The organism is Pseudorhizobium halotolerans (genome assembly GCF_902153235.2).
Taxonomy (GTDB): domain Bacteria; phylum Pseudomonadota; class Alphaproteobacteria; order Rhizobiales; family Rhizobiaceae; genus Neorhizobium; species Neorhizobium flavum.
The window spans coordinates 121,860-147,073 of sequence record NZ_CABFWE030000001.1 but is presented as its reverse complement, the minus strand read 5'-3'; the positions used below and the strand labels follow the sequence as shown (position 1 = coordinate 147,073).

Sequence of the window (25,214 nt, the reverse complement as noted above, 5' to 3'; positions counted from 1 at the left end):
CAGGCGACCGAAGATCATCATGAAGGAATTCCGCATGCCGCAGCTTCACATCAATCCCGCCCTGATCGACTGGACCGGGCACGAAGGCCTGCCGCGCTTCGACCTTGTGAAGGACGAGGATTTCGCAGGCGCGTTCAATGCGGCGATGGCGAAGCATGATGCCGAAATCAACGACATCGCTTCCGATCCGCGTGAGCCGACGATGGAGAATACCATCGTTGCGCTTGAGATCGCCGGTGATGAGTTGTCGCGTATCTCGGCGCTGTTCTGGAACAAGGCCGGCGCCCATACCAACGATGTGATCCAGGCGCTGGAGCGGGAGATCGCGCCGAAGATGTCGCGGCATTATTCGAAGATCGCGATGAATGAGGCGCTGTTCAAACGCGTTGATACCCTTTGGGAGAAGCGGGAAAGCCTCGGCCTGACTGTCGAGGAGGAGCGGGTTCTCGAGCGGCACTGGAAGGGTTTTGTCCGTACGGGTGCCAGGTTGCCCAAGCCGGAACAGGAGCGGCTTGCGGCGATCAACGAGAAGCTCGCGGGTCTTGGAGCGAGGTTCGGGCAGAACGTGCTGGCGGATGAGAAGAGCTGGCAACTTCATCTTTCCGGCGAAGCCGAATTCGCCGGCCTTCCGGCCTTCCTCCGCGATGCCATGGCCTCGGCTGCGCGTGACCGTGGCCACGAGGACGGCTACGTCGTGACGCTGTCGCGCTCGATCATCGAGCCCTTCCTGACCTTTTCGGAATGCAGGGATCTGCGTGAGCAGGCGTTCAAGGCATGGACCGCGCGCGGTGCGAATGGCGGTGAGACGGACAACCTTGCGATCGTCAAGGAGACGCTTGCCCTGCGGGTCGAGCGCGCCAAGCTGTTGGGCTATGACAGCTTCGCCGCGTTCAAGCTCGACAATACCATGGCGAAGACGCCGGAGGCGGTGAACGACCTGCTGATGGCTGTCTGGGAAAAGGCCCGGAACCGTGCACTGGAAGAGGAAGCGAGCCTTGCCGGTCTTATCGCGGAAGAGGGCGGCAACCACGAGGTGATGCCCTGGGACTGGCGGTTTTACGCCGAGAAGCTGCGCCACCGCACGTTTAATTTCTCCGAATCCGAGCTCAAACCCTACCTCCAGCTCGAACAGATCATTGAGGCCTGCTTCGATGTGGCCGAGCGGCTGTTCGGCATTCTCGCAGCCGAGGTGAAGGGCGTGCCGGCCTATCATCCGGACGTGCGTGTGTTCGAGATCCGAGACGAGGAGGGTGCGCTGAAGGCTCTGTTCCTCGGCGACTACTTTGCCCGGTCGTCCAAGCGGTCCGGCGCCTGGATGAGCTCCTTCCAGTCGCAGCACAGGCTGCCGCTGAAGAATGGCAAGAAGGGCGAGATCCCGATCATCTACAATGTCTGCAACTTTGCGAAGCCCGCAGCCGGCAGGCCGGCGCTCCTGTCGCTGGACGACGCGCGCACGCTGTTCCACGAGTTCGGCCATGCGCTGCACGGCATGCTTTCGAACGTGACCTATCCTTCGGTCGCCGGAACCGGCGTGGCCCGAGACTTTGTTGAACTGCCGTCACAGCTCTACGAGCACTGGCTGACGGTGCCGGAAATTCTGGAGAAGTATGCGGTCCACTACGAGACCGGCGAACCGATGCCGAAGGAACTGCTCGAGAAGGTTCTGGCGGCGCGCACCTTCAATGCCGGTTTTGCGACTGTCGAATTCACGTCTTCGGCGCTGGTCGACATGGCCTTCCACACGCGCGGCGATGTAGGCGATCCCATGCAGGTCCAGGCCGAGGTTCTGGACAAGATCGGCATGCCGCAGTCCATCGTGATGCGCCATGCCACGCCGCATTTCCAGCACGTCTTCTCGGGGGACGGCTATTCGGCCGGATACTATTCCTACATGTGGTCGGAAGTGCTTGATGCTGATGCGTTTGCCGCGTTCGAGGAAGCGGGCGATGCCTTCGATCCGGTCATGGCGCGCAAGCTGAAGAACAACATCTACTCGGTCGGCGGATCCGTCGATCCCGAAGATGCCTACAAGGCCTTCCGCGGCAAGCTGCCGGACCCGCAAGCCATGCTTCGCAAGAAAGGGCTGGCGATGGTGGAGGAACTCTCCGGCAGCGACGCCTGACGCAAGTGCATGACTGCTGTTCCGGAAGAATAGGGGCTCCCCTCTTTCGCATTTGCGAAAAACGAGGTATGAGGCGCCAACGAAATTGGCGCTCTCCTCCCATAAGTAGCGCCCCCCAACTCAGAGATATACTATATGGCAATCCGCAACATCGCGATTATCGCGCACGTTGACCATGGAAAGACGACGCTTGTTGACGAGCTCCTGAAGCAGTCGGGCACCTTCCGAGAGAACCAGCGCGTCATGGAACGCGTCATGGATTCCAACGACATCGAGAAAGAGCGCGGTATCACGATCCTTGCGAAGGCAACTTCCATCGACTGGAAGGGTCACCGCATCAACATCGTCGACACCCCCGGCCACGCCGACTTTGGCGGGGAGGTCGAGCGTATCCTTTCGATGGTGGATGGCGCGATCGTTCTCGTCGACGCGTCCGAAGGCCCGATGCCGCAGACGAAGTTCGTCGTCGGCAAGGCGCTCAAGGTCGGCCTGAAGCCGATCGTGGCCATCAACAAGATCGACCGCCCGGATGGTCGTCACGAGGAAGTGCTGAACGAAGTCTTCGATCTCTTCGCCAATCTTGACGCGACTGACGAGCAACTCGACTTCCCGATCCTCTACGGCTCGGGCCGCAACGGCTGGATGAACGTCAATCCGGAAGGTCCGCAGGACGAAGGCATGGCGCCGCTGCTCGACCTCGTGTTGAAGCATGTTCCCGAGCCGACCGTCGAGGAAGGCCCGTTCCGGATGATCGGTACCATCCTGGAAGCCAACAACTTCCTGGGCCGCATCATTACCGGCCGTATCGCTTCCGGTTCCATCAAGCCGAACCAGGCGGTGAAGGTTCTCGGCCAGGACGGCAGGCTGATCGAAAGCGGCCGTATCTCAAAAATCCTGGCCTTCCGCGGCATCGAGCGCCAGCCGATCGAGGAAGCCCATGCCGGCGATATCGTCGCGATCGCTGGCCTCTCCAAGGGCACCGTCGCCGATACCTTCTGCGATCCGTCCGTTACGGAGCCGATGGCTGCACAGCCGATCGACCCGCCGACCGTGACGATGTCCTTCATCGTGAACGACAGCCCGCTTGCTGGCACCGAAGGCGACAAGGTGACGAGCCGCGTCATCCGTGATCGCCTGTACAAGGAAGCGGAAGGCAATGTCGCGCTGAAGATCGAGGAGTCGGCCGATAAGGACTCCTTCTATGTCTCCGGACGTGGTGAGCTTCAGCTTGCGGTGCTGATCGAAAACATGCGCCGCGAGGGCTTCGAGCTTGCCGTGTCGCGTCCGCGCGTCGTCATGCACAAGGACGAAGCGACTGGCCAGATGATGGAGCCGGTCGAGGAAGTCGTCATCGACGTGGACGAGGAGCATTCCGGCGTCGTCGTCCAGAAAATGTCGGAGCGCAAGGCCGAGATGGTCGAGCTTCGTCCGTCGGGCGGCAACCGCGTTCGCCTGCGCTTCTATGCCCCGACCCGCGGCCTGATCGGCTACCAGTCGGAACTCCTGACCGACACCCGTGGCACCGCCGTCATGAACCGGCTGTTCCACGAGTACCAGCCGTACAAGGGCGAGATCGGTGGTCGTGTGAACGGCGTGCTGCTCTCCAATGAATCCGGCGAAGCCGTTGCCTATGCGCTGTTCAACCTCGAGGACCGCGGCCCGATGATCATCGATGCCGGCGAGAAGGTCTACGAAGGCATGATCATCGGCATCCACAGCCGTGATAATGATCTCGACGTGAACGTGCTGAAGGGCAAGAAGCTCACCAACATCCGCGCCGCCGGCAAGGACGACGCGGTGAAGCTCACGCCGCCGATCAAGTTCACGCTGGAGCGCGCTCTTTCGTGGATTCAGGACGACGAGTTGGTGGAGGTGACGCCGAAGTCCATCCGGCTTCGCAAGCTCTATCTCGATCCGAACGATCGCAAGCGTTTCGAGAAGGCCAAACTGGCCGGCTAAGACATCGACCTTCGAGAACCCGGCGATCCGCCGGGTTTTCTTTTTGTGTCTTAATCCCGCACACCCTTGTTCCCATCGTAAAAAAAGCGTTAACTTCGTCTCGAAGGCGCCAGAACCAATGCTGGGGACAGCCGTGCTGACGCTTTATCATATCTCGCGAAGCCCGATGATCGGGTCCAGAGTGGCGTTATGAAGACGTTGTCGATCGATGTGCGGCGAGCGGAGCCGCAAGATGCGTGCGCGATAGCGGACACGCACCGCGTCTCGTGGAACCAGGCCTATGCTGGCCTCATTCCGCACAAGCCGCTGATCCAGATGCTGGAGCGCCGGGGCGAGGCCTGGTGGCGCAAGGCGACACGCGGGCCTGCGACACTTCTCGTGCTCGAAGTCGCCGGAACCATCGCGGGGTACGCTACAATCGGGCTGAACCGAGCAAAAGCGCTCCCCTACGACGGCGAGGTCTACGAGATCTACCTGCGCCCGGAATTCCAGGGAATAGGCCTCGGTCGCCGCCTGTTCGGTGAAAGCCGGCGGCTCCTCAAATCGCTGGGCTGCGACGGTCTGGTGGTCTGGTGCCTTGAAGACAGCGAACACGCCGCGCGCTTCTTCCGCCGTCATGGTGGGCTCGACATGGTGGAGGGCATGGAGGACTTCGGTGGGACCTCATTGCGCAAGATCGGGTTCGTCTGGCCGCGCTGACGAGGCGCGCGCAAGCGTTTCCTCACGACCAAAGCCTTGTTGCCTTGCAACATAATACCCAGTATCGAGGCGCATCGTCATACCTCACCCGGGGAGAAGAATGCGTATCGATGCAATTTCCGTAGGGAAGAACCCGCCTGATGACGTCAATGTCATCGTCGAAGTGCCAGTGGGCGGCCATCCCATCAAGTATGAAATGGACAAGGACGCCGGCGCACTGGTCGTCGATCGCTTCCTCTATACCCCGATGACCTATCCGGGGAACTACGGCTTCGTGCCCCATACGCTGTCCGAAGACGGTGACCCGATCGACGTTCTCATCTGCAACACGCGTCCGCTCGTTCCCGGGTGCGTCATCAACGTTCGCCCCGTCGGCGTGATGATCATGGAAGACGATGGCGGCAAGGACGAGAAGATCATCGCCGTCCCCGTGCCGAAGCTGACCCGCCGCTACGACAAGATCGAAAACTACAGCGACCTGCCGGACATCACCCTCAAGCAGATCGAACACTTCTTCGAACACTACAAGGATCTGGAGCCCGGCAAGTGGGTCAAGATCGGTGGCTGGCATGACGTTTCGGTCGCCAAGCAGCTGATCGTAGAGGCGATCGAGCGCTACCAGGCCAAGAAATAATCAGGACCCGATCAGGGTCTTCAACCGTGATGCCAAATCCTCCGGGTCGCCATCGATCCGGAGGATTTTCTTTCGGGCGGTTTCGCCACTGAGGATTGAGAAGGAACTTTTCGGCAGACGAAGCGATTTGGCGAGCAGTTCGACCAGCGCCCTGTTGGCCTTGCCGCCTTCGGCAACAGCGGATACGCGAGCCTTGAGGAAGACCGTTCCGTCATCGGCTGTTTCTGCGCCGTCTATGCTGTTGCGTCCACCGGCCGGCGTCAGCCTGACCGAGAGGCGGAGATGGTCGCCACGCCGGCTGTAGGGCAGGTTCAAGCCACCATTGGGTAGATGCTCGTCCATAGCAGCGAACGCAGGAAGAAGATGAGCAGCAGGACGATGATCGGCGAGATGTCTATACCACCCAAATCCGGCATGACGCGGCGGATCGGACGCAGCACCGGTTCCGTCACGTTATAAAGGAAGGTGCCGATGGCGTTGACGAACTGGTTGCTGGAATTGATGACGTTGAAGGCATAGAGCCAGGAGAAGATGGCGCTGCCAATCAAGATCCAGGTATAGAGGTTCAAGGCCAGGTCAATCGTCTGAAACAGCGCGAGCATTCAGGTCTCCATTTCGAGTTGACAGACATGTAGACATTGGGGGACTAACGAGCAAGTGCCGCGCCGGCGGGGCATCCGAATCATGTTTAACGGGTGTCCGGACAGTGCTCACCTCTGGAAAGCCTCATCGCAATGTCCGCTTCAATACCTGGTGACCGGTTCGCAGCCTTTCGGCATGCATCCTATGCCCGCTTCTTCACCGCCCGTTTCCTTGCTGCCTTCGCGATCCAGATCATCAGTGTCTCGGTCGGCTGGCAAATGTATGACGAGACCGGCAGTGCACTCTACCTCGGCCTGATCGGCCTGTTCCAGTTCCTGCCTTCGCTGCTGTTGATCCTGGTGACGGGCTCCGTCGCAGATCGTTACAACCGACGCGCCATTGTCGCCATCTGTCTCGCGGTGGGAGCTGCCTGTGCCCTTGCCCTTCTCTTTCTCACCAATGCCGGTCTCTTCATCCCGTGGGTGGTCTTCCTGATCCTTACGGTCTTCGGCATCGAGCGCGCCTTCATGGGTCCGGCGGTGCAGTCGCTGGCGCCTAACCTTGTGCCGGAGCGTGATCTCGCCAACGCCATCGCCTGGAACTCGTCCTCCTGGCAGACCGCCTCGATCGTCGGGCCGGTGGCCGGTGGTCTGCTCTACGGTCTCAGTGCGACCGTCGCCTATTCTATCGCATTCGGAATGATGGTTCTGGCGGTGATCCTCGTGATCCTGATCCCGAAGCCGGCGCAGCGGACGGGATCGAAGACGGTGAGCTGGAGCGAGATCCTCGCCGGCTTCCACTTCATCAGCCGCGAGAAGGTGGTACTCGGCGCCATCTCGCTCGACCTCTTCGCGGTGCTGCTCGGGGGGGCCGTGGCACTGATGCCGATCTTCGCGCGTGACATCCTGGTGCTCGGTCCCTGGGGGCTGGGACTGCTGCGTGCGGCACCGGGTATCGGAGCCGTCGCCGTCGCCCTCTGGCTTGCCTTCTACCCCATCCGGAGCCATGCCGGCACGGCAATGTTCATCGGCGTTGCCCTGTTCGGTGCCGGGACGATCGTGTTCGGCCTGTCGCAGACGGCATGGCTGTCAATCGCGGCACTCATGCTGATGGGCGCGTCCGACATGATCTCGGTCTACGTCCGCGAAACGCTGATCGTGCTCTGGACGCCGGACGAGGTCCGAGGGCGGGTCAATGCCGTGAACATGGTGTTCGTCGGCGCATCGAACGAACTCGGCGAGTTCCGTGCCGGCACCATGGCGTCCATCATCGGGGCCGTGCCCGCCGTCGTCATCGGCGGTGCCGGTACGCTTGCCGTGGCGTGGATCTGGGCTATGAAGTTCCCCCAGTTGCGCCGGATCGACAGCCTGGACGCACCGGATCGCTAGGGCTTCAGCTGTTCATTCTGCTATGAGGCGGCTCGAGGACCATCCGAAACCGGCCTCGCTCCGGAGGTCGACGCTGCATCGCGTTCAAAGATCAGATCGAGGAAGTGCCAGAGCCACTGCCTGAGCGGCGCATCAAAGATCATCCGCCCCTCGAGATGCTCGCTTCCTTTCTGCGCATTCGGCATGATGAAGCGGTGCTCGCCGCGCACCACCCAGCGCTGCATCATGGCGCGCGTCAGCTCGGCGTGGAACTGCACGCCCCATGCATTGTCGCCATAGCGGATCGCCTGGTTGGGATAGGCATCGCCTTCCGCAAGGCGCTGGGCACCGTGGGGCAGGCTGAAACCTTCCCTATGGAAATGATAGACCATCTGCGGCCAGTGCGGCATGAGCAGCCTGCCATGCTCCGTTGCCCGGAGAGGATACCAGCCGATTTCGGCCAAGTCGTCCTTGTGTGCCGCGACCGTTCCCCCGAGATGGCGAACCATCATCTGCGCGCCGAGGCAGATGCCGAGGAAAGGCTTGTTTTCCTTCAGCGGCACTCCGATCCAGTCCGTTTCCTTGCGGATGTATGGTTCGGGATCATTGGCACTCATCGGGCCGCCGAAGATGACGGCGCCGGAATGCCCGGCAAGTGTCTCCGGCAGCGGATCACCGAGGACGGGCCGGCGGATGTCGAGCGGAAAGCCCTTCTCGACCAGCATCTGCCCCACGCGACCTGACGAGGAATTCTCCTGGTGCAACACGACCAGTACGGGAAGCTTCCGCTGCGCACCGGGTGGCTCGCTGGGGATGGACGGCCTGCTCTTGGGCATCATGCCTCAGGCTCGGATCGCGCCTCGGCCCCCTGGCGCTGCAGAACGCGATCGCGGGGGGAGACGCCGAGCAGGTCGGCAATCCGCCAGATCACGTGGTCCTCCATCTCGCTTCGCTTGCCATCGGCGTGAACGAGGTCCCAAAGCACACCCAGGAGCTCGACGCGCTGGTCGGGGTCGAGGTGCCGGCCGAGGTCGGAGGTGAAGCGGTAGTAGTCCACCGCCTCCTGCCCTGCGTCACGCCCGGCATGCATCAGTTCGGTCAGTTGCTCTTCGGTGAGGTCGTAGCGCTCCCGGAGCAGGTCGCGGAGGTGCCGTTGCTCCTCGTCTGAGACGGTTCCGTCTGCTTCCATGACCTGGAAACAGAGGCCCGCAAACGCGACGCGCGGGTCCCCCGGCGCGAATGCGCGCTCCGGTTCACGGGCGGCAAGATTCTGGATGAAGGCCTGGAAGCGTTCGAACATCGGCCAGCCTCTCAGAACAGCCGGAGGCGATTGGCGGGGTGGGATGATGCGGACGGATCCTTGACGCCCGGATCATCCGGCGGTCGGCCGAAGAACGGGTCGGGCTCCGCCTCTTCCTTCCTTGCCGGCGGCGCCTTCTGTTCCGCGCCTGCAGCAAGCGGGATGACGCGGTTCTCGTCGCGCCTGTTGTCCGTCGCGGTATTGGCAGGCGCGGGCGCCGTTTCAGGCTCTGCAGGCGCTGCGGGTGTCACGTCCAGCATCGTGTCCGATTGCTTCTGCTCGGGTTCCGGCTCGGGCTCCGAGGTCACCGGCGGCAGTTCCGCAATTGCCTTGCCCGCGAGGTCGCCTTCCTCGACAGGACCCTCGAGTTGCCCAAAGGGCACTTTCCATTCGAAAGCGTCGATGCGGCCGGAAACGGGCGACATCGGCAGCCAGTGCTCGGAAACGAGACCGTCGGCCACCCAGGCTGGATCGCGCGGGGCCCGGAGCGCCTGTGCCATCCAGTGGCGGATGCGGCCCTGGTCTCCGGTGTCGGCTTCCTCGATGTCGGCCAGCAGCAGATAGATGCTTTCCCGGGGGCTCATGCGGGAAGCCGCTTCGGCTTTCTCCCGGGCCCGCTTCAGCTCCCGCGCATCGAGGGCCGCTTCGGCGACGGCGACCAGGGATTCGACATTGTTGGGACGCGCCGCTTCCAGCTTCTCGGCCCGCTTCAGGCGGTCGACCGCGCTGTCACCGCTTCTGGCCCGGACATAGGTCCTGGCAATCTCCGGATGCGGCGATACCTTCCACACCCCTTCAAGCACGGATGCGGCGCGACGGATATTGTCTTCGCGCAGATAGGCCTTGGCCGCGATGATGGCGGCGGGGACCAGATCCTTGGCCAGTTTCAGCGCCGCCAGAGCGTCGTCGCGGGCGCCCTTGGGGTCGGCTTCCAGCCGCTCGCCGGCCTTTGCCGTCAGGAGAACGGCCTTCCAGCGATCCGCCTGCTTCCGGTCAATCACATTGGCGATGCGCTGCTGTTCCAGCAGGCGTATGGCTTCATCCCAGCGACCTTCCCGACAGCGGGCTTCCAGAGTGGCCTCTGCCGCCCATGGGAGATAGGGCGCGTGTTCGGCGGCGCGTTCAGCATATTGCCTTGCCGCTTCGTCGGCTCCGTCTCGGCGCGCTTCGACGTACAGTCCCCGGAGGCCGAGCTCGCGCGTCTCGGGGTCTTCGGCCATACGTTCGAAGCGCCGGCGCGCATCGTCATGGCGCCCCTCGATCAGGGCTGCCTGGGCATCGAGGAGGTGGAGCAGCGGCTCCTGGTCGGCGCGCAGCAAGCCCTGGGCCCGCAGGCTCATCTTGCGGGCGAGGATGGCATTGCCGGCGCCGGCGGCGATCAGGCCGGTGGAGAGGGCCTGGTAGCCGCGGTCACGCTTGCGGGCGCGGAAAAAACGACGCACGGAATGGGGAGAAGTCCAGATGAGTTGAACCAGCCACCAGAGAATCATGACGGCCGCAATCAAGGCGGCGACGGCGGTCGCGGCGACCATCAGGCTCGTTTCGATCAGGTAATCCTGCCAGGTGATCGCAATCAGGCCAGGGCGGTCCGCGAGCCAGGCGAAGCCCCAGCCGAGGGCGAGGACGACAATGATGAACGCTAACAATCTGATCATTCTGCCATTCCTCAGTTCTGTGCGCCGGTTTCGCTGACGGCGCGGGTCAGAGCATCGCCAATAAGCCCGTTCACGGCAATGCGTGCATCCAGCGCCTGCTTGAAGTCGCCCGACGCATCCTTGGCCTCTTGCGGCAGGGCATTCCATTCGGTTGCCGCAGCGGAAAGGTCACCCGACTGAAGCGCATTTTCCATCCTGGAGACGATAGCCTCCGGGCTGTCACCCTGTGTATCGCCCGTCCGGCGGACCTTGACGACGGACAGCGCACTCGACATCAGCCGGCTGGTTATGCCCTGGTCTTCCTGTGGCGTGGAAACCGCATCAAGGATCGCCTCTCTTGCCGAGGCGAACCGTTCCACCAACTGAGCGTGGGTGGGAACGCCATCCTCGGCATAGGGGCGGAGTTGGTCTGCGACCTGGGGATCGGGCGAGACGGCGGCGAAGGTTTCGAGTTCGCCCGCGAACGCGCCGCCGCGGTCGATCGCAGCCTTGAGGGCGGCAGCAGCAATGGCGCGTGCCGCGGCTTCCTCCGCTCCCGGTTCATTCAGCTTTGCCTCGGCTGTGTCGAGACGACCCTGCAACTCATCCAGCCGCGCGGAATTCTCCGATGCAGTCCCCTGGGAAGCGCTCTGGACCGACTGCAACTGCTGCTCCAGCGAGGCAAGTCTTTCCTCAATTCCGCTGTCGTCGGCGCGTTGCGCGACTGCGGTTTCGAGGGCGTCCAGACGAGAAGTAATTTCCGGATCGGGAGCAGGAGCTGAAGCCGGCGCCTGACGAAGGGCTTCGACTTCCTGCCGCAGTGCCTGAATATCCGCGCTCGAATCCTGCGACGGTGCAGCCGCGGGAAGGTAGCCGGCATACTGCATGCTGCCGGCGAGGGCGAGCGCGACGATGCCACCGAAAATACCGGCTGCGACGAGGGTTGAAGCCGATGGGCCTGAGGATCGCGCCTGCGGTGCGGGCTCTTCCTCCTGGGCCCCTGTATCCTCCGGCGCCGCTATCGGCTCCGGCTGGGGTTCCGTCGGCATTGGCTCAGGCGAGGTCTCAGCGTCAGCACTCTCCGGCGTTGGTGGAGGGGAGCTCGCTGCGGTTTCTGCCGCCTGCTTCTCCTCGAAGGAAGTCTCAGGTGAAGTGTCTGTGCCGTTGTCCGAATCGTTGCTGCGCACGGGCTCGGCGACCGATGCCTCCTCCGCCGTCAGGTCGATCGTGGTCGGTTCTTTCTTAGCCTTCGGGCGGCGGTTCGGCTTTTCCGGTTCCATCAAGACCTCGTTCTGCAACTTCCTTCTGAAACTAGTAAGGAGGGCGTGCGAAGGAAAGGGGCCAAGCCGATTTTGGGCCGTGTGACAGACTAAAGGAGGGCGAGGAGGCTCTCCTCGTCCGGACCCGCCGCAACCCGAATGTTGGAGTGCAGGCTATCCGGAATGGCCTCGCTGACATTCGCGCTCAGGCACAGCAGGGGCACCCCAAGGAGGGCGCCGAGGGCGTCACCGTTCGTCACCTTGAAAAACTGCCTGGCGGTCTCCCGCGAGTAGAACAGGACGGCGTGGACCGGCCGATGGCAGAGAACTGCTTCCACCGCCCCGGACGCTAGCGGGAGTCGGTGCATTCGATAGGCTTCTACCACGTTTACGGCCGCCCCGAGATCGGCCAGTCCTGCTTCCAGGGCGGGCGAGCGAGGGTAGCCCGCGAGATAAAGCAGCGGCGAGATCGCAGCCAGTTGAGCGAACTCTCCGCCGAAAAGGCGTATCATGCTGGCACCGGTCCCCTCGGCAATGCGGAGATCGGAAAAACCGGTATCACGCAGCGCCGTGGCCGTGGCTTCCCCGACCGCAAAGACGGTTTCGCCGAGGTGGCCGGAGATCGCATCGCCAAGAGACGACAGGACGCGAACGGCCTCGGCGCTGGTCAACAGGATCGCACTGTGCGGCTTCTCGAGTGCCTCGCGTACCGGCTCCGGATGCTGCTCGGCCGCAGTGACCGGGAAGGGGACGGGATCGTGCCCCAGAGCCCTCAGCCGCTCCAGGGTCCTGGCCGCGGCTCGTTCGGGACGTGTGACGAGGACGCGCAAGATGCTAGCTCCAGGTCTCGAAGAAACCGGGCCCTGCGGCGGTCCGTACGGTCTCGCCCGCTCTTCGGCCAAGCGCTTCGGCCTCCGCCCGCGTCCCGTCGACCTCCACGGAATACTCCTTCTGGCCGTCCGGCGTCAGGATGAGGCCGGAGAAGCGAAGGTGATCGCCGTCGCAGAGGGCATAGCCGGCGATCGGCGTGCGACATGAGCCGTCGAGCGCCATCAGGAAGGCGCGCTCGCAGCTGACGGCATCATAGGTGGGCCGGTCGTTGACGGCTTCCAGCAGTGTATCCACCCGCTTGTCGCCGATGCGGCTTTCGATGCAGATCGCGCCTTGGGCCGGCGCCGGGGGGAAGCGTTCCGGATCCAGCAGTTCCGTGACGACCTCCTCCCTTGCCAGCCGTTTCAGACCGGCGAACGCAAGCAGGGTGGCATCGACATGGCCCTCATCGAGCTTGCGCAGCCGCGTGCCGACGGAGCCCCGGAAGATGGTGACCTGTATGTCCGGCCGGGTGCGGCGGACGAGGGCCTGCCGGCGAAGTGAGGCCGTGCCGACGGTTGCGCCATCGGGCAGAGCAGTCAGGCTCGGGGCCGTGCGGCCGATCAATGCATCACGAATATCCTCGCGCGGCAGGTAGGCCGAGATATGCAGCCCGTCCGGCAGGACGGTCGGCATGTCCTTGGAGGAATGAACGGCGAAATCGAGCTCGCCGGAGGAAAGCTGCTCTTCCAATTCCAGCGTGAACAGGCCCTTGCCGCCGATCTCGCTCAGCGGCCGGTCGGTGACGCGGTCGCCCGTGGTGGACAGGACCACGATCTCGAACATCTCCTCGGGCAGGTCATGCGCGGCCATCAGCCGGGCCCGTGTTTCCGCTGCCTGCGCCAGCGCGAGCGGGCTGCCGCGCGTGCCGATCCGGAAAGGTTTTGTTTGCATCCGCTATCGTCCGTTGTTAACCGGAGGCCTTGGTACCCGGCTTCGCCTTGTCCCGCAATCAACGATAGGCCCATGACGCCCTTTCTGCGCATCCTCGGCATCGAAACAAGCTGCGACGAAACCGCGGCCGCCGTGGTGTGCCGGCATGAAGACGGGCGGGGCGAGATACTCTCAGATGTCGTTTTGTCGCAGCTCGACGAGCATAGTGCCTATGGCGGCGTGGTGCCGGAGATTGCCGCCCGTGCCCATGTCGAGGCGCTGGATGGGCTGGTCGAAGAGGCGCTGGTGCAGGCGAAGGTTTCCCTCTCGGAGATCGATGCCGTGGCCGCCACGGCCGGGCCCGGCCTGATCGGCGGGCTGATCGTCGGGCTGATGACCGGCAAGGCGATCGCCCGGGTCACCGGCAAGCCTCTCTTCGCGATCAACCATCTCGAGGGCCATGCGCTGACCGCCCGACTGACGGACGGCCTCGCATTTCCCTACCTGATGCTGCTCGTCTCCGGAGGCCACACGCAGCTCGTCCTGGTGCGCGGTGTCGGAGAGTATGAACGCTGGGGCACGACGATCGACGATGCGCTGGGCGAAGCGTTCGACAAGACCGCCAAGCTCCTGGGCCTACCCTATCCCGGCGGACCGGCCGTCGAGCGGGCGGCGCAGGAAGGGGATCCGGATCGCTTCAAGCTGCCGCGGCCGCTGGTCGGGGAAGCGCGGCTCGACTTCTCGTTCTCCGGGTTGAAGACTGCGGTCCGGCAGGCAGCGACAGCGATCGCCCCGCTCAGCGACAAGGATGTCGCCGATATCTGCGCCTCGTTCCAGAAGGCGATCTCGCGGACGCTGCAGGACCGTATCGGCCGTGGCCTCGCGCGATTCCGCACCGAATATGCCGACAACCGCATTCAGCCGGCCTTGGTGGTCGCAGGCGGGGTGGCTGCTAACCAGGAGATCCGGCGTACCTTGCAGGCTCTCTGCATCGAACACGGCTTTCGCTTCGTGGCGCCGCCGATGCGACTTTGCACCGACAATGCCGCGATGATCGCCTGGGCGGGTCTGGAGCGTATGGCAGTGGACCTTCCCTCCGATCCGCTCGATGTCCAGCCGCGGTCGCGCTGGCCACTCGACATGAGCGCACAGTCGGTGCTCGGGTCCGGCAAGCGGGGAGCAAAGGCATGACGCCATCCGAGAACGTGGTCGTCATTGGAGCCGGAGCCTTCGGTACGGCGCTCGCCGCGGTCATGGCCCTGCAGGACCGCCTCAAGGTGACGCTGGTCGGCCGCAATCCGGCCCTGATGATTGACCTGCGCGACTTGCGGATCCATGACGGTGCCTTGCCGGGTGTTCCGCTTCCGGATGCGCTGGAGTTTTCGGCGGAGCCGGACGCGATTTCAGAGGCGGACATCGTCCTCTTTGCAATGCCGTCGCAGACACAGGCCGATGCCGCTTGCCATTATGCTCCCTATCTCAAACATGATGCTGCCGTTGTCACCTGTGCGAAGGGGCTGGAGCGCGCATCCGGAGCGCTGCTGACCGATGTGCTGGAACGGGAATTGAGTGGAAGGCAAGCCGCTGCCCTGAGTGGGCCCGGCTTCGCGGCGGATATCGTCCGCGGCCTGCCGACGGCGATGACCATCGCGGCGCGTGATAACGATCTTGCCGAAAGGCTTGCCCAGTCCCTTTCAACCCCGACATTCCGGCTCTATGCGTCGGCAGACCGTGTCGGTGTCCAGTTGGGCGGTGCGCTCAAGAATGTCCTGGCGATTGCCTGCGGGATCGTGGAAGGCGCGGGGCTCGGTGAATCCGCGCGTGCCGCCCTCATCTCCCGCGGACTTGCCGAGATGTCGCGTCTGGTGGACCGCATGGGCGGGAAAGCGGAGACGGTGCGTGGACTGTCGGGATTGGGCGATCTCGTCCTGACGGGGACCAGCCACCAGTCCCGCAACCTTCGCTACGGAATCGCGCTCGGCCAGCAGACGCATAATGGCGGGAGCAGCGAACTGGTCGAAGGTGCGTTCGCGGCGGCCGTCGCCGCTGACCTGGGCAGAAGGCAAGGCGTAGACCTGCCTATCACCAATGCCGTTGCCGACATCATCGCCGAAAAACTTGCCATACCCGAAGCGGTCGAGCGGCTGATGACCCGTCCGATCACCACCGAATGACCAACGGAGAGAATTCCTGATGCTTTTCGCCTTCCTCTGCACCGACAAGCCCGGCCACCTCAATGTGCGGATGGACACCCGCCCGGCGCATCTCGAGCACCTCAACAAGCTGAATGCCGACGGCACGCTGAAGATGGCAGGTCCTTTCCTTGACGACGACGGCAAGCCGAACGGCAGCCTCGTGATCGTCGAGGCGGAAGACATGGCGGCAGCGAGAGCGCTTGCCGAAGCCGATCCGTATTACCAGGCGGGCCTCTTTGAGAAGGTCGAGGTGAAGCCCTATAACTGGGTCTTCAACAAGCCGGAGGCCTGAGACAATGGCGTACTGGCTTTTCAAGTCCGAGCCGAATGTCTGGTCCTGGGAAATGCAGAAGGCCAAGGGACAGGCCGGCGAGGAATGGACAGGCGTCCGCAACTACCAGGCCCGCAACAACATGCGGGCGATGAAGCTCGGTGATAAGGGCTTCTTCTATCATTCCAACGAGGGGCTGGAGATCGTCGGGGTCGTCGAGGTCTGTGCACTCAGCCATCCCGATTCCACGGCAGGGGATGACGCGCGCTGGGACTGCGTCGACATCCGTGCCGTGTGCGACATGCCGAAGCCGGTGACGCTGAAGGACATCAAGGCGAACCCGAAGTTCGAGACGATGTCGCTGGTGACCTCCATGCGGCTATCCGTGCAGCCCGTGACGAATGAAGAATACTTGGAGATTTGCCGCCTCGGCGGGTTGGAGAATCCGCCTCGCTCGCCGGAATGACCTTGGCGTGAAGACCGATCCGCGCAGCTTCATTCTTGCCAACACGGCGCTGCAGGCGCCGCCGCATGTGCCGGAGATCCGGCTGCATCTTGCGGACGAAGCGCATGACCTCTGGCAGAAGACGGAGGAAGAACTGGAAGAGATCGGCCTTCCTCCTCCCTTCTGGGCCTTTGCCTGGGCCGGCGGTCAGGGACTGGCGCGCTACATCCTCGATCATCCGGAGACTGTGAGGGGAAAACGCGTGCTGGATGTTGCGACGGGCTCCGGTCTCGTCGCCATAGCGGCCGGCCTTGCGGGGGCGGCGGACGTCCTCGCAGCCGACATTGACCCGTGGAGCTCTGGCGCCGTTGCGTTGAATGCCGCGGCTAACGGGGTGGCCCTGAACTTTACCGGTGAAGACGTGGTCGGCTGCGCTGTCGATGCCGACGTGGTTCTGGCAGGCGACGTGTTCTACGACAAGAGCTTTGCGGATCGCCTCCTGCCCTGGTTCAAGCGGCTGGCCGGGCAGGGTGTTGTCGTGCTGGTCGGCGATCCGGGCCGGAGCTACCTGCCGAAGGACTGCCTCGAGGGGCTTGCGACCTATGAGGTGTCGGTCACGCGGGCGCTGGAAGACAGCGAGGTGAAGAAGACAACGGTCTGGCGGTTCACCTAGTTGCCGCGGATGACGCAGACGCCGGCTTCGTAGGAACATGCATTCGCCGATCCACCGAGCCTCAGGCCGCTGTCGATGTGGATGATAGTTGCCTTGGGTGCGAGAATCGGTGCGGGCGTTGCTGACCCGTTGCGATTGATGACCCAGACGGATCGGCTGAACGTCCCGATGCGTCGAAGATCCGTAACAGGGCTGGAATAGCCTACGGACGGACCGGCCTTGTGATAGTGGTGATGGCCGAAGCCGCGCGAGGAGCTGTTCCAGCCGTTTCCGGCAAAAGCGGGATAGGTCGCGGATATGGCGAGGGCGCATGCGAGCGCGGCCACCGTGAAAGGTTTTCCGGTCATCATGACCTCCGGTTCAAGCGTTAACGGAAGGTTAACACAGTTGTCCTAGGGAAGTCGCCATGGCTGTGGGGCTATTGCCGGATTTGGTTAATCCGCGGGGCGGAAGAGGCGGGGATTGAAGGGTTTCGACCCCAATCGATTTAAATTTGAAATCCGTTTGAATTCGCTTGTCGTAGGGTATATCGGGCATTAAACCACGCTCAATGATGCAATGCACATTTCTTCGGCATGGTGCATTGGCGGGTGCAACGCCCGCATGCCGCTTCAACGCCGCGAGGTCCTGATGGCGAATGTGACGAAAAACCGGCCCCTGTCGCCGCATCTGCAGGTTTACAGGTTCATTCCAACCATGGCGATGTCGATCATGCACCGCATCACCGGTGCTGCTCTCTACTTCGGCATGATACTCATCGCAGCCTGGCTCGTCGCCGCTGCTTCCGGTGAGGAGAGCTTCAACCAGGCGAACGCGCTGTTTGGATCGCTGGTCGGCCAGATCATCCTCTTCGGCTTTACATGGGCCTTGCTGCACCACCTGCTCGGCGGCCTGCGCCACATCATGTGGGATCTCGGCTACGGTTTCGAGAAGGAATTCTCCACGAAGCTCGCCAAGGCCAATCTCGCCGCTTCGATCGCGCTCACGATCCTCGTCTGGATCGTCGTCGTCATGGTTCGCTGAGGAGAAGTTCATGGATATGCGTACGCCCCTCGGCAAGGTCCGCGGCCTTGGCTCTGCCAAAAGCGGCACTGATCACTTCTGGAAAGTTCGCACCACATCGGTCGCGCTTGTTCCGCTCGTCCTTTTCTACATCGTCTTCTTGATCATGTATGTGGGTCGTCCCTATGCAGAGGTCGTGGGCGCTCTGGCCAACCCCTTCGTTGCCGCGATCAACGCGCTGACGGTGCTGGCGACGGTGATCCACATGCGTCTCGGCATGGAAGAGGTGATTCAGGACTATGTCCATAACGAGGGTATGAAGGTCATGCTTCTCATCCTCAACGCTTCGTTCTCGCTTCTGATCGGCGGTCTCTGTCTTATCGCCGTCCTGAAAATCGCATTTGCAGGATAATCCGCCATGGCATCGATCACTCCCATTGCGCAGGGGACATCCCAGACCGGCAAGGCCTATACCTATGTCGACCACTCCTATGACGTGATTGTCGTGGGCGCCGGCGGCGCGGGCCTCAGGGCGACGCTCGGCATGGCCGAGCAGGGCTTTAAAACGGCCTGCATCACCAAGGTCTTCCCGACGCGTTCCCACACCGTGGCTGCACAGGGTGGCATCGCCGCCTCGCTGACCAACATGACGCCGGACTGCTGGCAGTGGCACCTCTACGATACCGTCAAGGGCTCCGACTGGCTGGGCGATGTCGATGCCATGCAATATCTCGCCATGGAAGCGCCCAAGGCCGTCTATGAGTTGGAACACTACGGCGTTCCCTTCTCTCGGAACGAGGAAGGCAAGATCTATCAGCGGCCATTCGGCGGCCACATGCAGAACTACGGTGCCGGTCCGCCGGTGCAGCGCACCTGCGCTGCCGCAGACCGTACAGGACACGCGATCCTGCACACGCTCTACGGCCAGTCGCTGCGCAACAATGCCGAATTCTTTATCGAGTACTTCGCGCTCGACCTGATCATGTCGGACGACGGCCGCTGCACAGGGGTCGTCGCCTGGAATCTGGACGACGGCACGATCCATCGCTTCGCCGCCAAGATGGTGGTGCTGGCAACCGGTGGTTATGGCCGCGCCTACTTCTCGGCGACTTCCGCGCATACCTGCACTGGCGACGGCGGCGGCATGATCGCGCGCGCCGGGCTGCCGCTGCAGGACATGGAGTTCGTCCAGTTCCACCCGACGGGCATCTACGGTTCCGGCTGTCTGATCACCGAGGGCGCGCGCGGCGAGGGTGGATACCTCGTCAACTCCGAAGGCGAGCGTTTCATGGAGCGCTATGCGCCCTCCGCCAAGGACCTGGCCTCGCGCGACGTCGTGTCCCGCTGCATGACGCTGGAGATCCGCGAGGGGCGCGGCGTCGGCAAGAACAAGGACCACATCTTCCTGCATCTCGATCACCTGGATCCGGCCGTTCTGCACGAACGCCTGCCGGGCATCTCCGAGAGCGCCAAGATCTTCGCCGGCGTCGACGTCACCCGCGAGCCCATCCCCGTCCTGCCGACCGTGCACTACAACATGGGCGGCATCCCGACGAACTTCTGGGGCGAGGTCCTGAACGCGGACAGCGCCAATCCGGAGCGGATCGCTCCCGGCCTGATGGCTGTCGGCGAGGCCGGCTGCGCGTCGGTCCATGGCGCGAACCGTCTTGGCTCGAACTCGCTGATCGACCTTGTCGTCTTCGGCCGTGCCGCAGCAATCCGGGCAGGCGAGGTGATCGACCGGGCAGCACCCGTGCCGGCGCTCAACACTGCCGCCTGCGACAAGATCATGGACCGCTTCGACCGGCTGCGGAACGCCAATGGCGGGACGCCGACGGCGGTGCTGCGCGACAAGATGCAGCGAACCATGCAGGAAGACGCTGCCGTCTTCCGCACGCAGGAGTCGCTGGAATCAGGCTGCCGCCGCATGTCGGCGATCTGGGGAGAGCTGAAGGACGTCAAGGTCACCGACCGCTCGATGATCTGGAATTCCGACCTCGTGGAGACGCTGGAACTGGAGAATCTGATGGCGAACGCCATCACCACAGTCTACGGCGCCGAAGCGCGCAAGGAAAGCCGTGGCAGCCACGCCCGCGAGGACTTTACGGAGGGCCCGTTCGGCGGTCGCGACGACGTGAACTGGCGCAAGCATACGCTTGCCTGGGTCAACGAAGCCGGCGACGTGAAGCTGGACTATCGCCCTGTTCATACGGAACTCATTGCCGATGGCATCGATCCTGCGAAGATCGAGCCCAAGGCCCGCGTCTACTGATCCCGAGAGGACCCGGACATGGTTGAACTCGCTCTACCGAAGAACTCGCAGATGACCGAAGGCAAGGTCTGGCCGAAGCCGGACGGCGCCACCAATCTTCGCGAGTACCGGATCTATCGCTGGAATCCGGACGACGGCCAGAACCCGCGGATCGACACCTACTATGTCGACATCGACGACTGCGGGCCGATGGTGCTCGATGGCCTTCTCTACATCAAGAACAACATTGATCCGACCCTGACGCTCCGCCGCTCCTGCCGTGAGGGTATCTGTGGTTCCTGCGCGATGAACATCGACGGCTCGAACACGCTGGCCTGCACCAAGGGCATGGACGACATCAACGGCACGGTGAAGGTCTACCCGCTGCCGCACATGCCGGTGGTAAAAGACCTCGTGCCGGACCTGACGAACTTCTACGCCCAGCACCGCTCGATCGAGCCTTGGCTGAAGACGGTTTCGCCGCCGCCGGCAAAGGAGTGGAAGCAAAGCCATGAGGACCGGCTGAAGCTCGACGGGCTCTACGAGTGCATTCTCTGCGCCTGCTGCTCCACCTCCTGTCCGAGCTACTGGTGGAACGGCGACCGCTATCTCGGCCCGGCTGTCCTGCTGCAGGCCTATCGCTGGCTCATCGACTCGCGCGATGAGGCGAAGGGCGAGCGTCTGGACAACCTCGAGGATCCGTTCCGGCTCTACCGCTGCCATACGATCATGAACTGCGCACAGACCTGTCCGAAGGGATTGAACCCGGCCAAGGCGATCGCAGAGATCAAGAAGATGATGGTCGAGCGCCGCCTCTAGGGAAATGCGGGGTCATTGCTTGATGTTGAGCAGCGCTGGCCCATGTTCCGCATCAAGGGCATCTCAGGGCGGAGAGTTCCGCCCTGTCTTGATTTGAGACAGCTCTTCGCGATAATTCCGCCGTCTTTCATCCATAGCAACGGCAGCAGGCAAAGATCGGAGTGAATGATGAAGTTCAGATATGTCGCAACCGGCTTGGTAGTCGCCGTCGCCCTGGCGGGTTGCCAGCGTACTTCCTATAGCCCTTACGATAATCTGCCGTCACAGCCCGCTCCCCTGCAGGCGCAGCCCGTCCCCTCGGTACAGTCCAACCAGCTGCCGCCGCCGGGTGGTGCAAGCCAGTTCCCGACGGCTCCGCAGCAGGAAACCGCCGCGCTTGACCCGAATGCCTCGGCCGCTCCGGCGACCGCGCTCGATGTCACCAAGGAGCAGATGGTCGGCAACTGGCGCGTCTCCTATGCCGGTTCCTCCTGCGACATGTTCCTGACGCTCACCAATCTCGGCAGCGGTTCGCGCGGCGGCACTCGCGGTTGTGCGGGAGAGCTCACGACCATGGGATCCTGGGAAGTGTCGGGCAAGATGGTGCAGTTCAAGGATCGTTCCGGCAATACGATCGGTCGCGTCTACAAGTCGGCCGAGAACCGCTTCGACGGCACCACCAATTCGGGCCAACCGGTCAGCCTGAGCCGCTAAGCGGCGCAGGGAACGCCGCAGCACTTCATGGACGTAATCCCCGACTACACGCACAGCGTCGTAGAGGAGCTGAAGGCCCTGTCGGAGGCCGGGAAGCTGACGCCGGACCGTGCCCAGCTGGACGTGGCGGCCAAGCTGGACCGGGTTCTGGGCGACCTCCGTGATGCTCGGCCTGCCAAGAAGAAGAGTGCGCTCGGCTGGTTGTTTGCCAAGGGCAGCGGACGGCCCAAGCCGATCCGCGGGCTCTACATCCACGGCAGCGTCGGCCGCGGCAAGACCATGCTTATGGAAATGTTCTTCAAGCAGGCAGCGACGGACCGGAAGCGGCGCGCCCATTTCCACGAGTTCATGGCGGATGTGCATGGCCGGGTCCATGAGCATCGCATGAAGGTGAAGAACGGCGAGGTGCGGGATCCTGATCCCATCCCGCCCGTCGCCGCGTCGATCTATGCGGAAGCGGAGCTGCTCTGCTTTGACGAGTTCTCCGTCACCGACATTACCGACGCGATGATCCTCGCGCGTCTGTTCACGGAGCTTTTCTCGCTCGGCTGCGTGCTGGTTGCCACATCCAATGTCGCGCCCGAAAACCTCTACAAGGATGGTTTGAACCGAGGGTTGTTCCTGCCCTTCATCGATCTCCTTCGCAGGCATGTCGAGGTCACGACGCTGGACTCCGAGACCGACTACCGGATGCAGAAGCTGGCAAACCTGCCCGTCTATGTCACGCCGCTTGGTCCCCAGGCGGATGCGACGATGGAGGCGACCTGGCACCAGGTAACGGACGGGGCGAAGACGGCGCCGTCCGAAGTGCCACGCAAGGGGCGCTCCATCCCGGTCCCCGCGGCAGCCGGACGGACCGCCCGGTTTTCCTTTGCGGACCTCTGTGAACGCCCGCTGGGTGCTGCCGACTATCTCGCCATTGCTGAGCGCTACGACTCCGTTTTCCTTGAGCGCGTGCCGCAGCTCGGCCCGGAAAAGCGCAACGAGACGAAGCGCTTCATCAATCTCGTCGATACGCTCTACGACAATGCCATACGTCTCTACGTCTCCGCGGCCGCCCAACCGGAACAGCTGCTCGCGGAGAAACGCGGCACGGAGGGTTTTGAGTTCGACCGGACAGTTTCCCGTCTCTTCGAGATGCGCAGTGCCGATTACGCCGCGCTTCATCGCCGGCGGCACCGCAACCACGCCACTGGACAGCCTTAAATTCTTACGTTTACGTAAGATAATGATGATCTAACCGATTGAAAATGCTGCAGCCAAAAGAACCGGTTGCCAATTTCAGCGGTTGTCGGTATGGCGGTGGGCATATTGGCGGGCCGCGAGCCGTCTCAGCCAACAGGTTTTGATCGCGAGAGGAAGCTATTTATGGCGCGCAAGAAGATCGCACTTATTGGTTCCGGCATGATCGGCGGTACGCTGGCGCATCTGGCCGGCCTCAAGGAACTGGGCGACATCGTCCTGTTCGATATTGCCGACGGTATCCCGCAGGGTAAGGGGCTGGACATCGCGCAGTCATCGCCGGTCGACGGTTTCAATGCCAAGCTGACCGGTGCCAGTGACTATGCCGCCATCGAAGGCGCTGATGTCTGCATCGTCACAGCCGGTGTGGCCCGCAAGCCAGGCATGAGCCGCGACGATCTTCTCGGCATCAATCTCAAGGTCATGGAACAGGTCGGCGCGGGCATCAAGAAGTATGCACCGAACGCCTTCGTGATCTGCATTACCAACCCCCTCGACGCCATGGTCTGGGCGCTGCAGAAGTTCTCCGGCCTGCCGAAGAACATGGTGGTCGGCATGGCGGGCGTCCTCGACTCCGCGCGCTTCCGCCTGTTCATCGCCGAAGAATTCAACGTCTCGGTCCAGGACGTTACCGCATTCGTGCTGGGCGGCCATGGCGACACCATGGTGCCGCTCGCCCGTTACTCGACCGTCGCCGGCATTCCGCTGACGGATCTCGTGAAGATGGGCTGGACGACGCAGGAGCGTCTCGAGCAGATCATCCAGCGCACCCGCGACGGAGGCGCCGAGATCGTCGGCCTGCTGAAGACCGGTTCCGCCTATTATGCCCCGGCTGCCTCGGCAATCGAGATGGCTGAATCCTACCTCAAGGACAAGAAGCGCGTCCTGCCTGTCGCTGCTCACCTGACCGGCCAATACGGCGTCAAGGACATGTATGTCGGCGTGCCGACCGTGATCGGTGCCGGCGGCGTCGAACGCGTCATCGAAGTCGAATTCAACAAGGACGAAGAAGCGGCCTTCCAGAAGTCCGTCGGCGCGGTCGCCGGCCTCTGCGAGGCCTGCATCAACATCGCTCCGGCACTCAAGTAATCGCACCAGCCAACCATCCAAGGACAAGCTGATGAACATCCATGAATATCAGGCCAAGGCTCTCCTGAAGAGCTACGGTGCGCCGGTCGCGGAAGGCGTGGCCATTATGAAGGCCGAAGAGGCGGAAGCTGCAGCGAAGTCGCTGCCCGGCCCGCTCTACGTGGTCAAGAGCCAGATCCATGCCGGCGGCCGCGGCAAGGGCAAGTTCAAGGAACTGGGTCCAGACGCGAAGGGCGGCGTCCGTCTCGCCAAGTCGGTCGACGAAGTCATAGCCAACGTCAAGGACATGCTCGGCAACACGCTGGTGACCGCCCAGACCGGCGACGCCGGCAAGCAGGTCAACCGCCTCTACATCGAGGATGGTGCGGACATCGCTCGCGAACTCTACTGCTCGCTGCTGGTCGATCGCTCCGTTGGCCGCGTCGCCTTCGTCGTTTCTACCGAGGGTGGCATGGACATCGAGGCGGTCGCGCATGACACGCCGGAGAAGATCTACACGATCGCCATCGATCCGGAAACGGGCGTGACGGCGGACGACGTGTCGAAGATCTCCAAGGCGCTCGAACTGACGGGCGCTGCTGCCGAAGATGCGAAGACCCTCTTCCCGATCCTCTACAAGGCCTTCTCCGAGAAGGACATGTCACTGCTCGAGATCAACCCGCTGATCGTCATGCAGAACGGTCATCTGCGCGTTCTCGATGCCAAGGTTTCCTTCGACGGCAATGCGCTTTTCCGTCACGACGATGTGCGGGCGCTGCGTGACGAGACCGAGGAAGACGCCAAGGAGATCGAAGCGTCCAAGTGGGACCTCGCCTATGTGGCCCTCGACGGCAACATCGGCTGCATGGTCAACGGCGCCGGTCTCGCCATGGCGACGATGGACATCATCAAGCTCTACGGCAAGGAGCCGGCAAACTTCTGCGACGTTGGCGGTGGCGCCGGCAAGGAGAAGGTGGCGGCCGCCTTCAAGATCATCACGGCCGACCCGAAGGTCGAGGGCATCCTCGTCAACATCTTCGGCGGCATCATGCGCTGCGACGTGATTGCGGAAGGCGTGGTTGCTGCGGTGCAGGAAGTCGGCCTGAAGGTTCCGCTCGTCGTGCGTCTCGAGGGCACCAATGTCGAGCTCGGCAAGAAGATCCTGAACGAATCCGGCCTCGCGATTACTGCGGCTGACGACCTTGACGATGCGGCGAAGAAGATCGTCGCGGCGATCGAAGCCTAACCTGGAAGGA

27 protein-coding genes are annotated in these 25,214 nt (G+C 62.9%); 18 read left to right on the top strand and 9 right to left on the bottom strand.

Annotated features, from left to right (window positions below; genetic code table 11):
• Positions 1–19: 19 nt before the first annotated feature.
• From FN060_RS00725 to ppa, 4 genes are all read left to right on the top strand, one after another.
• Positions 20–2,122 carry a M3 family metallopeptidase gene (locus FN060_RS00725; RefSeq protein WP_425312127.1) on the top strand — a complete coding sequence of 701 codons (2,103 nt, stop codon included), beginning with the start codon at positions 20–22 and terminating at the stop codon, positions 2,120–2,122.
• A gap of 135 nt (positions 2,123–2,257) precedes the next feature.
• Positions 2,258–4,081: a translational GTPase TypA gene (gene typA, locus FN060_RS00720; protein ID WP_052640396.1), complete on the top strand. Its 1,824-nt coding sequence runs from the start codon at positions 2,258–2,260 to the stop codon at positions 4,079–4,081.
• Positions 4,082–4,270: 189 nt separating this feature from the next.
• Complete coding sequence (locus tag FN060_RS00715) at positions 4,271–4,780, top strand: GNAT family N-acetyltransferase (protein WP_077549327.1); 510 nt, start codon at positions 4,271–4,273, stop codon at positions 4,778–4,780.
• Between the two features lie 100 nt (positions 4,781–4,880).
• A complete protein-coding gene (ppa, locus tag FN060_RS00710; protein WP_077549328.1) occupies positions 4,881–5,414 on the top strand; it encodes an inorganic diphosphatase in 534 nt (177 codons plus the stop codon).
• Here ppa and FN060_RS00705 read toward each other — a convergent pair whose 3' ends face one another.
• Both FN060_RS00705 and FN060_RS00700 read right to left on the bottom strand, forming a co-directional pair.
• Positions 5,415–5,756 carry a DUF167 domain-containing protein gene (locus tag FN060_RS00705; protein WP_425312126.1) on the bottom strand — a complete coding sequence of 114 codons (342 nt, stop codon included), beginning with the start codon at positions 5,754–5,756 and terminating at the stop codon, positions 5,415–5,417.
• The gene (locus tag FN060_RS00700; RefSeq protein ID WP_052640392.1) at positions 5,726–6,016 is read right to left on the bottom strand and encodes a YggT family protein; all 291 of its coding nucleotides are present in this window, start codon (positions 6,014–6,016) and stop codon (positions 5,726–5,728) included. The genes FN060_RS00705 and FN060_RS00700 overlap by 31 nt, the downstream gene beginning before the upstream one ends.
• Positions 6,017–6,148: 132 nt before the next feature.
• Here FN060_RS00700 and FN060_RS00695 point away from each other — a divergent pair, with 132 nt between their 5' ends.
• Positions 6,149–7,384: an MFS transporter gene (locus FN060_RS00695; RefSeq protein WP_142586446.1), complete on the top strand. Its 1,236-nt coding sequence runs from the start codon at positions 6,149–6,151 to the stop codon at positions 7,382–7,384.
• 20 nt (positions 7,385–7,404) lie between these two features.
• Here the strand turns inward: FN060_RS00695 and FN060_RS00690 are convergent, their stop codons facing one another.
• The 6 genes from FN060_RS00690 to hemC form a co-directional block, all read right to left on the bottom strand.
• The gene (locus FN060_RS00690; RefSeq protein WP_142586745.1) at positions 7,405–8,199 is read right to left on the bottom strand and encodes a glutamine amidotransferase; all 795 of its coding nucleotides are present in this window, start codon (positions 8,197–8,199) and stop codon (positions 7,405–7,407) included.
• Positions 8,199–8,663, bottom strand: a complete 465-nt coding sequence (locus FN060_RS00685) for a tellurite resistance TerB family protein (protein ID WP_077549332.1) — start codon at positions 8,661–8,663, stop codon at positions 8,199–8,201. The genes FN060_RS00690 and FN060_RS00685 overlap by 1 nt, the downstream gene beginning before the upstream one ends.
• Before the next feature lie 11 nt (positions 8,664–8,674).
• Complete coding sequence (locus FN060_RS00680; RefSeq protein ID WP_142586445.1) at positions 8,675–10,318, bottom strand: heme biosynthesis protein HemY; 1,644 nt, start codon at positions 10,316–10,318, stop codon at positions 8,675–8,677.
• An 11-nt stretch (positions 10,319–10,329) separates the two neighbouring features.
• Positions 10,330–11,577, bottom strand: coding sequence for a COG4223 family protein (locus FN060_RS00675; RefSeq protein WP_142586444.1), 1,248 nt, complete (start codon positions 11,575–11,577; stop codon positions 10,330–10,332).
• Positions 11,578–11,666: 89 nt separating this feature from the next.
• Positions 11,667–12,386 carry a uroporphyrinogen-III synthase gene (locus FN060_RS00670; protein ID WP_183949739.1) on the bottom strand — a complete coding sequence of 240 codons (720 nt, stop codon included), beginning with the start codon at positions 12,384–12,386 and terminating at the stop codon, positions 11,667–11,669.
• A 4-nt stretch (positions 12,387–12,390) separates the two neighbouring features.
• Positions 12,391–13,320, bottom strand: a complete 930-nt coding sequence (gene hemC / locus FN060_RS00665) for a hydroxymethylbilane synthase (protein ID WP_142586442.1) — start codon at positions 13,318–13,320, stop codon at positions 12,391–12,393.
• Positions 13,321–13,392: 72 nt separating this feature from the next.
• Here hemC and tsaD point away from each other — a divergent pair, with 72 nt between their 5' ends.
• The 5 genes from tsaD to FN060_RS00640 are packed head-to-tail and all read left to right on the top strand — an operon-like array spanning position 13,393 to position 16,883.
• The gene (gene tsaD, locus FN060_RS00660) at positions 13,393–14,490 is read left to right on the top strand and encodes a tRNA (adenosine(37)-N6)-threonylcarbamoyltransferase complex transferase subunit TsaD (RefSeq protein ID WP_142586441.1); all 1,098 of its coding nucleotides are present in this window, start codon (positions 13,393–13,395) and stop codon (positions 14,488–14,490) included.
• Positions 14,487–15,473, top strand: a complete 987-nt coding sequence (locus FN060_RS00655) for an NAD(P)H-dependent glycerol-3-phosphate dehydrogenase (protein WP_142586440.1) — start codon at positions 14,487–14,489, stop codon at positions 15,471–15,473. Before tsaD ends, FN060_RS00655 begins: the two co-directional genes overlap by 4 nt.
• A gap of 19 nt (positions 15,474–15,492) precedes the next feature.
• Positions 15,493–15,786 carry a YciI-like protein gene (locus FN060_RS00650; protein WP_077549338.1) on the top strand — a complete coding sequence of 98 codons (294 nt, stop codon included), beginning with the start codon at positions 15,493–15,495 and terminating at the stop codon, positions 15,784–15,786.
• 4 nt (positions 15,787–15,790) lie between these two features.
• Positions 15,791–16,231, top strand: coding sequence for an EVE domain-containing protein (locus FN060_RS00645; RefSeq protein WP_142586439.1), 441 nt, complete (start codon positions 15,791–15,793; stop codon positions 16,229–16,231).
• Between the two features lie 7 nt (positions 16,232–16,238).
• Entirely contained in the window at positions 16,239–16,883 is a 645-nt protein-coding gene (locus tag FN060_RS00640) for a class I SAM-dependent methyltransferase (protein ID WP_142586438.1), read from the top strand.
• Here the strand turns inward: FN060_RS00640 and FN060_RS00635 are convergent.
• Entirely contained in the window at positions 16,880–17,230 is a 351-nt protein-coding gene (locus FN060_RS00635; protein WP_142586437.1) for a hypothetical protein, read from the bottom strand. The two genes, FN060_RS00640 and FN060_RS00635, sit on opposite strands and share 4 nt — an antisense overlap.
• 283 nt (positions 17,231–17,513) lie before the next feature.
• Here FN060_RS00635 and sdhC point away from each other — a divergent pair, with 283 nt between their 5' ends.
• The 8 genes from sdhC (at position 17,514) to sucC (ending at position 25,204) form a co-directional block, all read left to right on the top strand.
• Positions 17,514–17,906, top strand: a complete 393-nt coding sequence (gene sdhC, locus FN060_RS00630; protein ID WP_052642298.1) for a succinate dehydrogenase, cytochrome b556 subunit — start codon at positions 17,514–17,516, stop codon at positions 17,904–17,906.
• A gap of 10 nt (positions 17,907–17,916) precedes the next feature.
• A complete protein-coding gene (gene sdhD / locus FN060_RS00625; protein ID WP_142586436.1) occupies positions 17,917–18,297 on the top strand; it encodes a succinate dehydrogenase, hydrophobic membrane anchor protein in 381 nt (126 codons plus the stop codon).
• A 6-nt stretch (positions 18,298–18,303) separates the two neighbouring features.
• Positions 18,304–20,157 (top strand): succinate dehydrogenase flavoprotein subunit, encoded by a 1,854-nt coding sequence (sdhA, locus tag FN060_RS00620; RefSeq protein WP_142586435.1) that lies wholly within the window; start codon positions 18,304–18,306, stop codon positions 20,155–20,157.
• 18 nt (positions 20,158–20,175) lie between these two features.
• The gene (locus FN060_RS00615) at positions 20,176–20,955 is read left to right on the top strand and encodes a succinate dehydrogenase iron-sulfur subunit (RefSeq protein WP_077549344.1); all 780 of its coding nucleotides are present in this window, start codon (positions 20,176–20,178) and stop codon (positions 20,953–20,955) included.
• Positions 20,956–21,123: 168 nt separating this feature from the next.
• The gene (locus FN060_RS00610) at positions 21,124–21,648 is read left to right on the top strand and encodes a protease inhibitor Inh/omp19 family protein (protein ID WP_142586744.1); all 525 of its coding nucleotides are present in this window, start codon (positions 21,124–21,126) and stop codon (positions 21,646–21,648) included.
• Between the two features lie 27 nt (positions 21,649–21,675).
• Entirely contained in the window at positions 21,676–22,854 is a 1,179-nt protein-coding gene (gene zapE, locus FN060_RS00605; RefSeq protein WP_142586434.1) for a cell division protein ZapE, read from the top strand.
• A gap of 162 nt (positions 22,855–23,016) precedes the next feature.
• Positions 23,017–23,979, top strand: a complete 963-nt coding sequence (mdh, locus tag FN060_RS00600) for a malate dehydrogenase (RefSeq protein WP_052640373.1) — start codon at positions 23,017–23,019, stop codon at positions 23,977–23,979.
• Positions 23,980–24,010: 31 nt separating this feature from the next.
• On the top strand, positions 24,011–25,204 hold the full coding sequence (gene sucC, locus FN060_RS00595) for an ADP-forming succinate--CoA ligase subunit beta (RefSeq protein WP_142586433.1): 1,194 nt from the start codon (positions 24,011–24,013) through the stop codon (positions 25,202–25,204).
• Positions 25,205–25,214: the final 10 nt, after the last annotated feature.

Coding starts and splice junctions, on each gene's coding strand:
- mdh (WP_052640373.1), top strand. CDS start 23,017: ATGGCGCGCAAGAAGATCGCACTTATTGGTTCCGGCATGATCGGCGGT.
- sdhC (WP_052642298.1), top strand. CDS start 17,514: ATGGCGAATGTGACGAAAAACCGGCCCCTGTCGCCGCATCTGCAGGTT.
- FN060_RS00650 (WP_077549338.1), top strand. CDS start 15,493: ATGCTTTTCGCCTTCCTCTGCACCGACAAGCCCGGCCACCTCAATGTG.
- FN060_RS00675 (WP_142586444.1), bottom strand. CDS start 11,577: ATGGAACCGGAAAAGCCGAACCGCCGCCCGAAGGCTAAGAAAGAACCG.
- sdhD (WP_142586436.1), top strand. CDS start 17,917: ATGGATATGCGTACGCCCCTCGGCAAGGTCCGCGGCCTTGGCTCTGCC.
- hemC (WP_142586442.1), bottom strand. CDS start 13,320: ATGCAAACAAAACCTTTCCGGATCGGCACGCGCGGCAGCCCGCTCGCG.
- FN060_RS00680 (WP_142586445.1), bottom strand. CDS start 10,318: ATGATCAGATTGTTAGCGTTCATCATTGTCGTCCTCGCCCTCGGCTGG.
- sucC (WP_142586433.1), top strand. CDS start 24,011: ATGAACATCCATGAATATCAGGCCAAGGCTCTCCTGAAGAGCTACGGT.
- FN060_RS00695 (WP_142586446.1), top strand. CDS start 6,149: ATGTCCGCTTCAATACCTGGTGACCGGTTCGCAGCCTTTCGGCATGCA.
- FN060_RS00685 (WP_077549332.1), bottom strand. CDS start 8,663: ATGTTCGAACGCTTCCAGGCCTTCATCCAGAATCTTGCCGCCCGTGAA.
- FN060_RS00705 (WP_425312126.1), bottom strand. CDS start 5,756: ATGGACGAGCATCTACCCAATGGTGGCTTGAACCTGCCCTACAGCCGG.
- zapE (WP_142586434.1), top strand. CDS start 21,676: ATGGACGTAATCCCCGACTACACGCACAGCGTCGTAGAGGAGCTGAAG.
- FN060_RS00635 (WP_142586437.1), bottom strand. CDS start 17,230: ATGACCGGAAAACCTTTCACGGTGGCCGCGCTCGCATGCGCCCTCGCC.
- FN060_RS00645 (WP_142586439.1), top strand. CDS start 15,791: ATGGCGTACTGGCTTTTCAAGTCCGAGCCGAATGTCTGGTCCTGGGAA.
- FN060_RS00655 (WP_142586440.1), top strand. CDS start 14,487: ATGACGCCATCCGAGAACGTGGTCGTCATTGGAGCCGGAGCCTTCGGT.
- FN060_RS00700 (WP_052640392.1), bottom strand. CDS start 6,016: ATGCTCGCGCTGTTTCAGACGATTGACCTGGCCTTGAACCTCTATACC.
- FN060_RS00725 (WP_425312127.1), top strand. CDS start 20: ATGAAGGAATTCCGCATGCCGCAGCTTCACATCAATCCCGCCCTGATC.
- ppa (WP_077549328.1), top strand. CDS start 4,881: ATGCGTATCGATGCAATTTCCGTAGGGAAGAACCCGCCTGATGACGTC.
- typA (WP_052640396.1), top strand. CDS start 2,258: ATGGCAATCCGCAACATCGCGATTATCGCGCACGTTGACCATGGAAAG.
- FN060_RS00610 (WP_142586744.1), top strand. CDS start 21,124: ATGAAGTTCAGATATGTCGCAACCGGCTTGGTAGTCGCCGTCGCCCTG.
- tsaD (WP_142586441.1), top strand. CDS start 13,393: ATGACGCCCTTTCTGCGCATCCTCGGCATCGAAACAAGCTGCGACGAA.
- FN060_RS00715 (WP_077549327.1), top strand. CDS start 4,271: ATGAAGACGTTGTCGATCGATGTGCGGCGAGCGGAGCCGCAAGATGCG.
- FN060_RS00690 (WP_142586745.1), bottom strand. CDS start 8,199: ATGCCCAAGAGCAGGCCGTCCATCCCCAGCGAGCCACCCGGTGCGCAG.
- sdhA (WP_142586435.1), top strand. CDS start 18,304: ATGGCATCGATCACTCCCATTGCGCAGGGGACATCCCAGACCGGCAAG.
- FN060_RS00615 (WP_077549344.1), top strand. CDS start 20,176: ATGGTTGAACTCGCTCTACCGAAGAACTCGCAGATGACCGAAGGCAAG.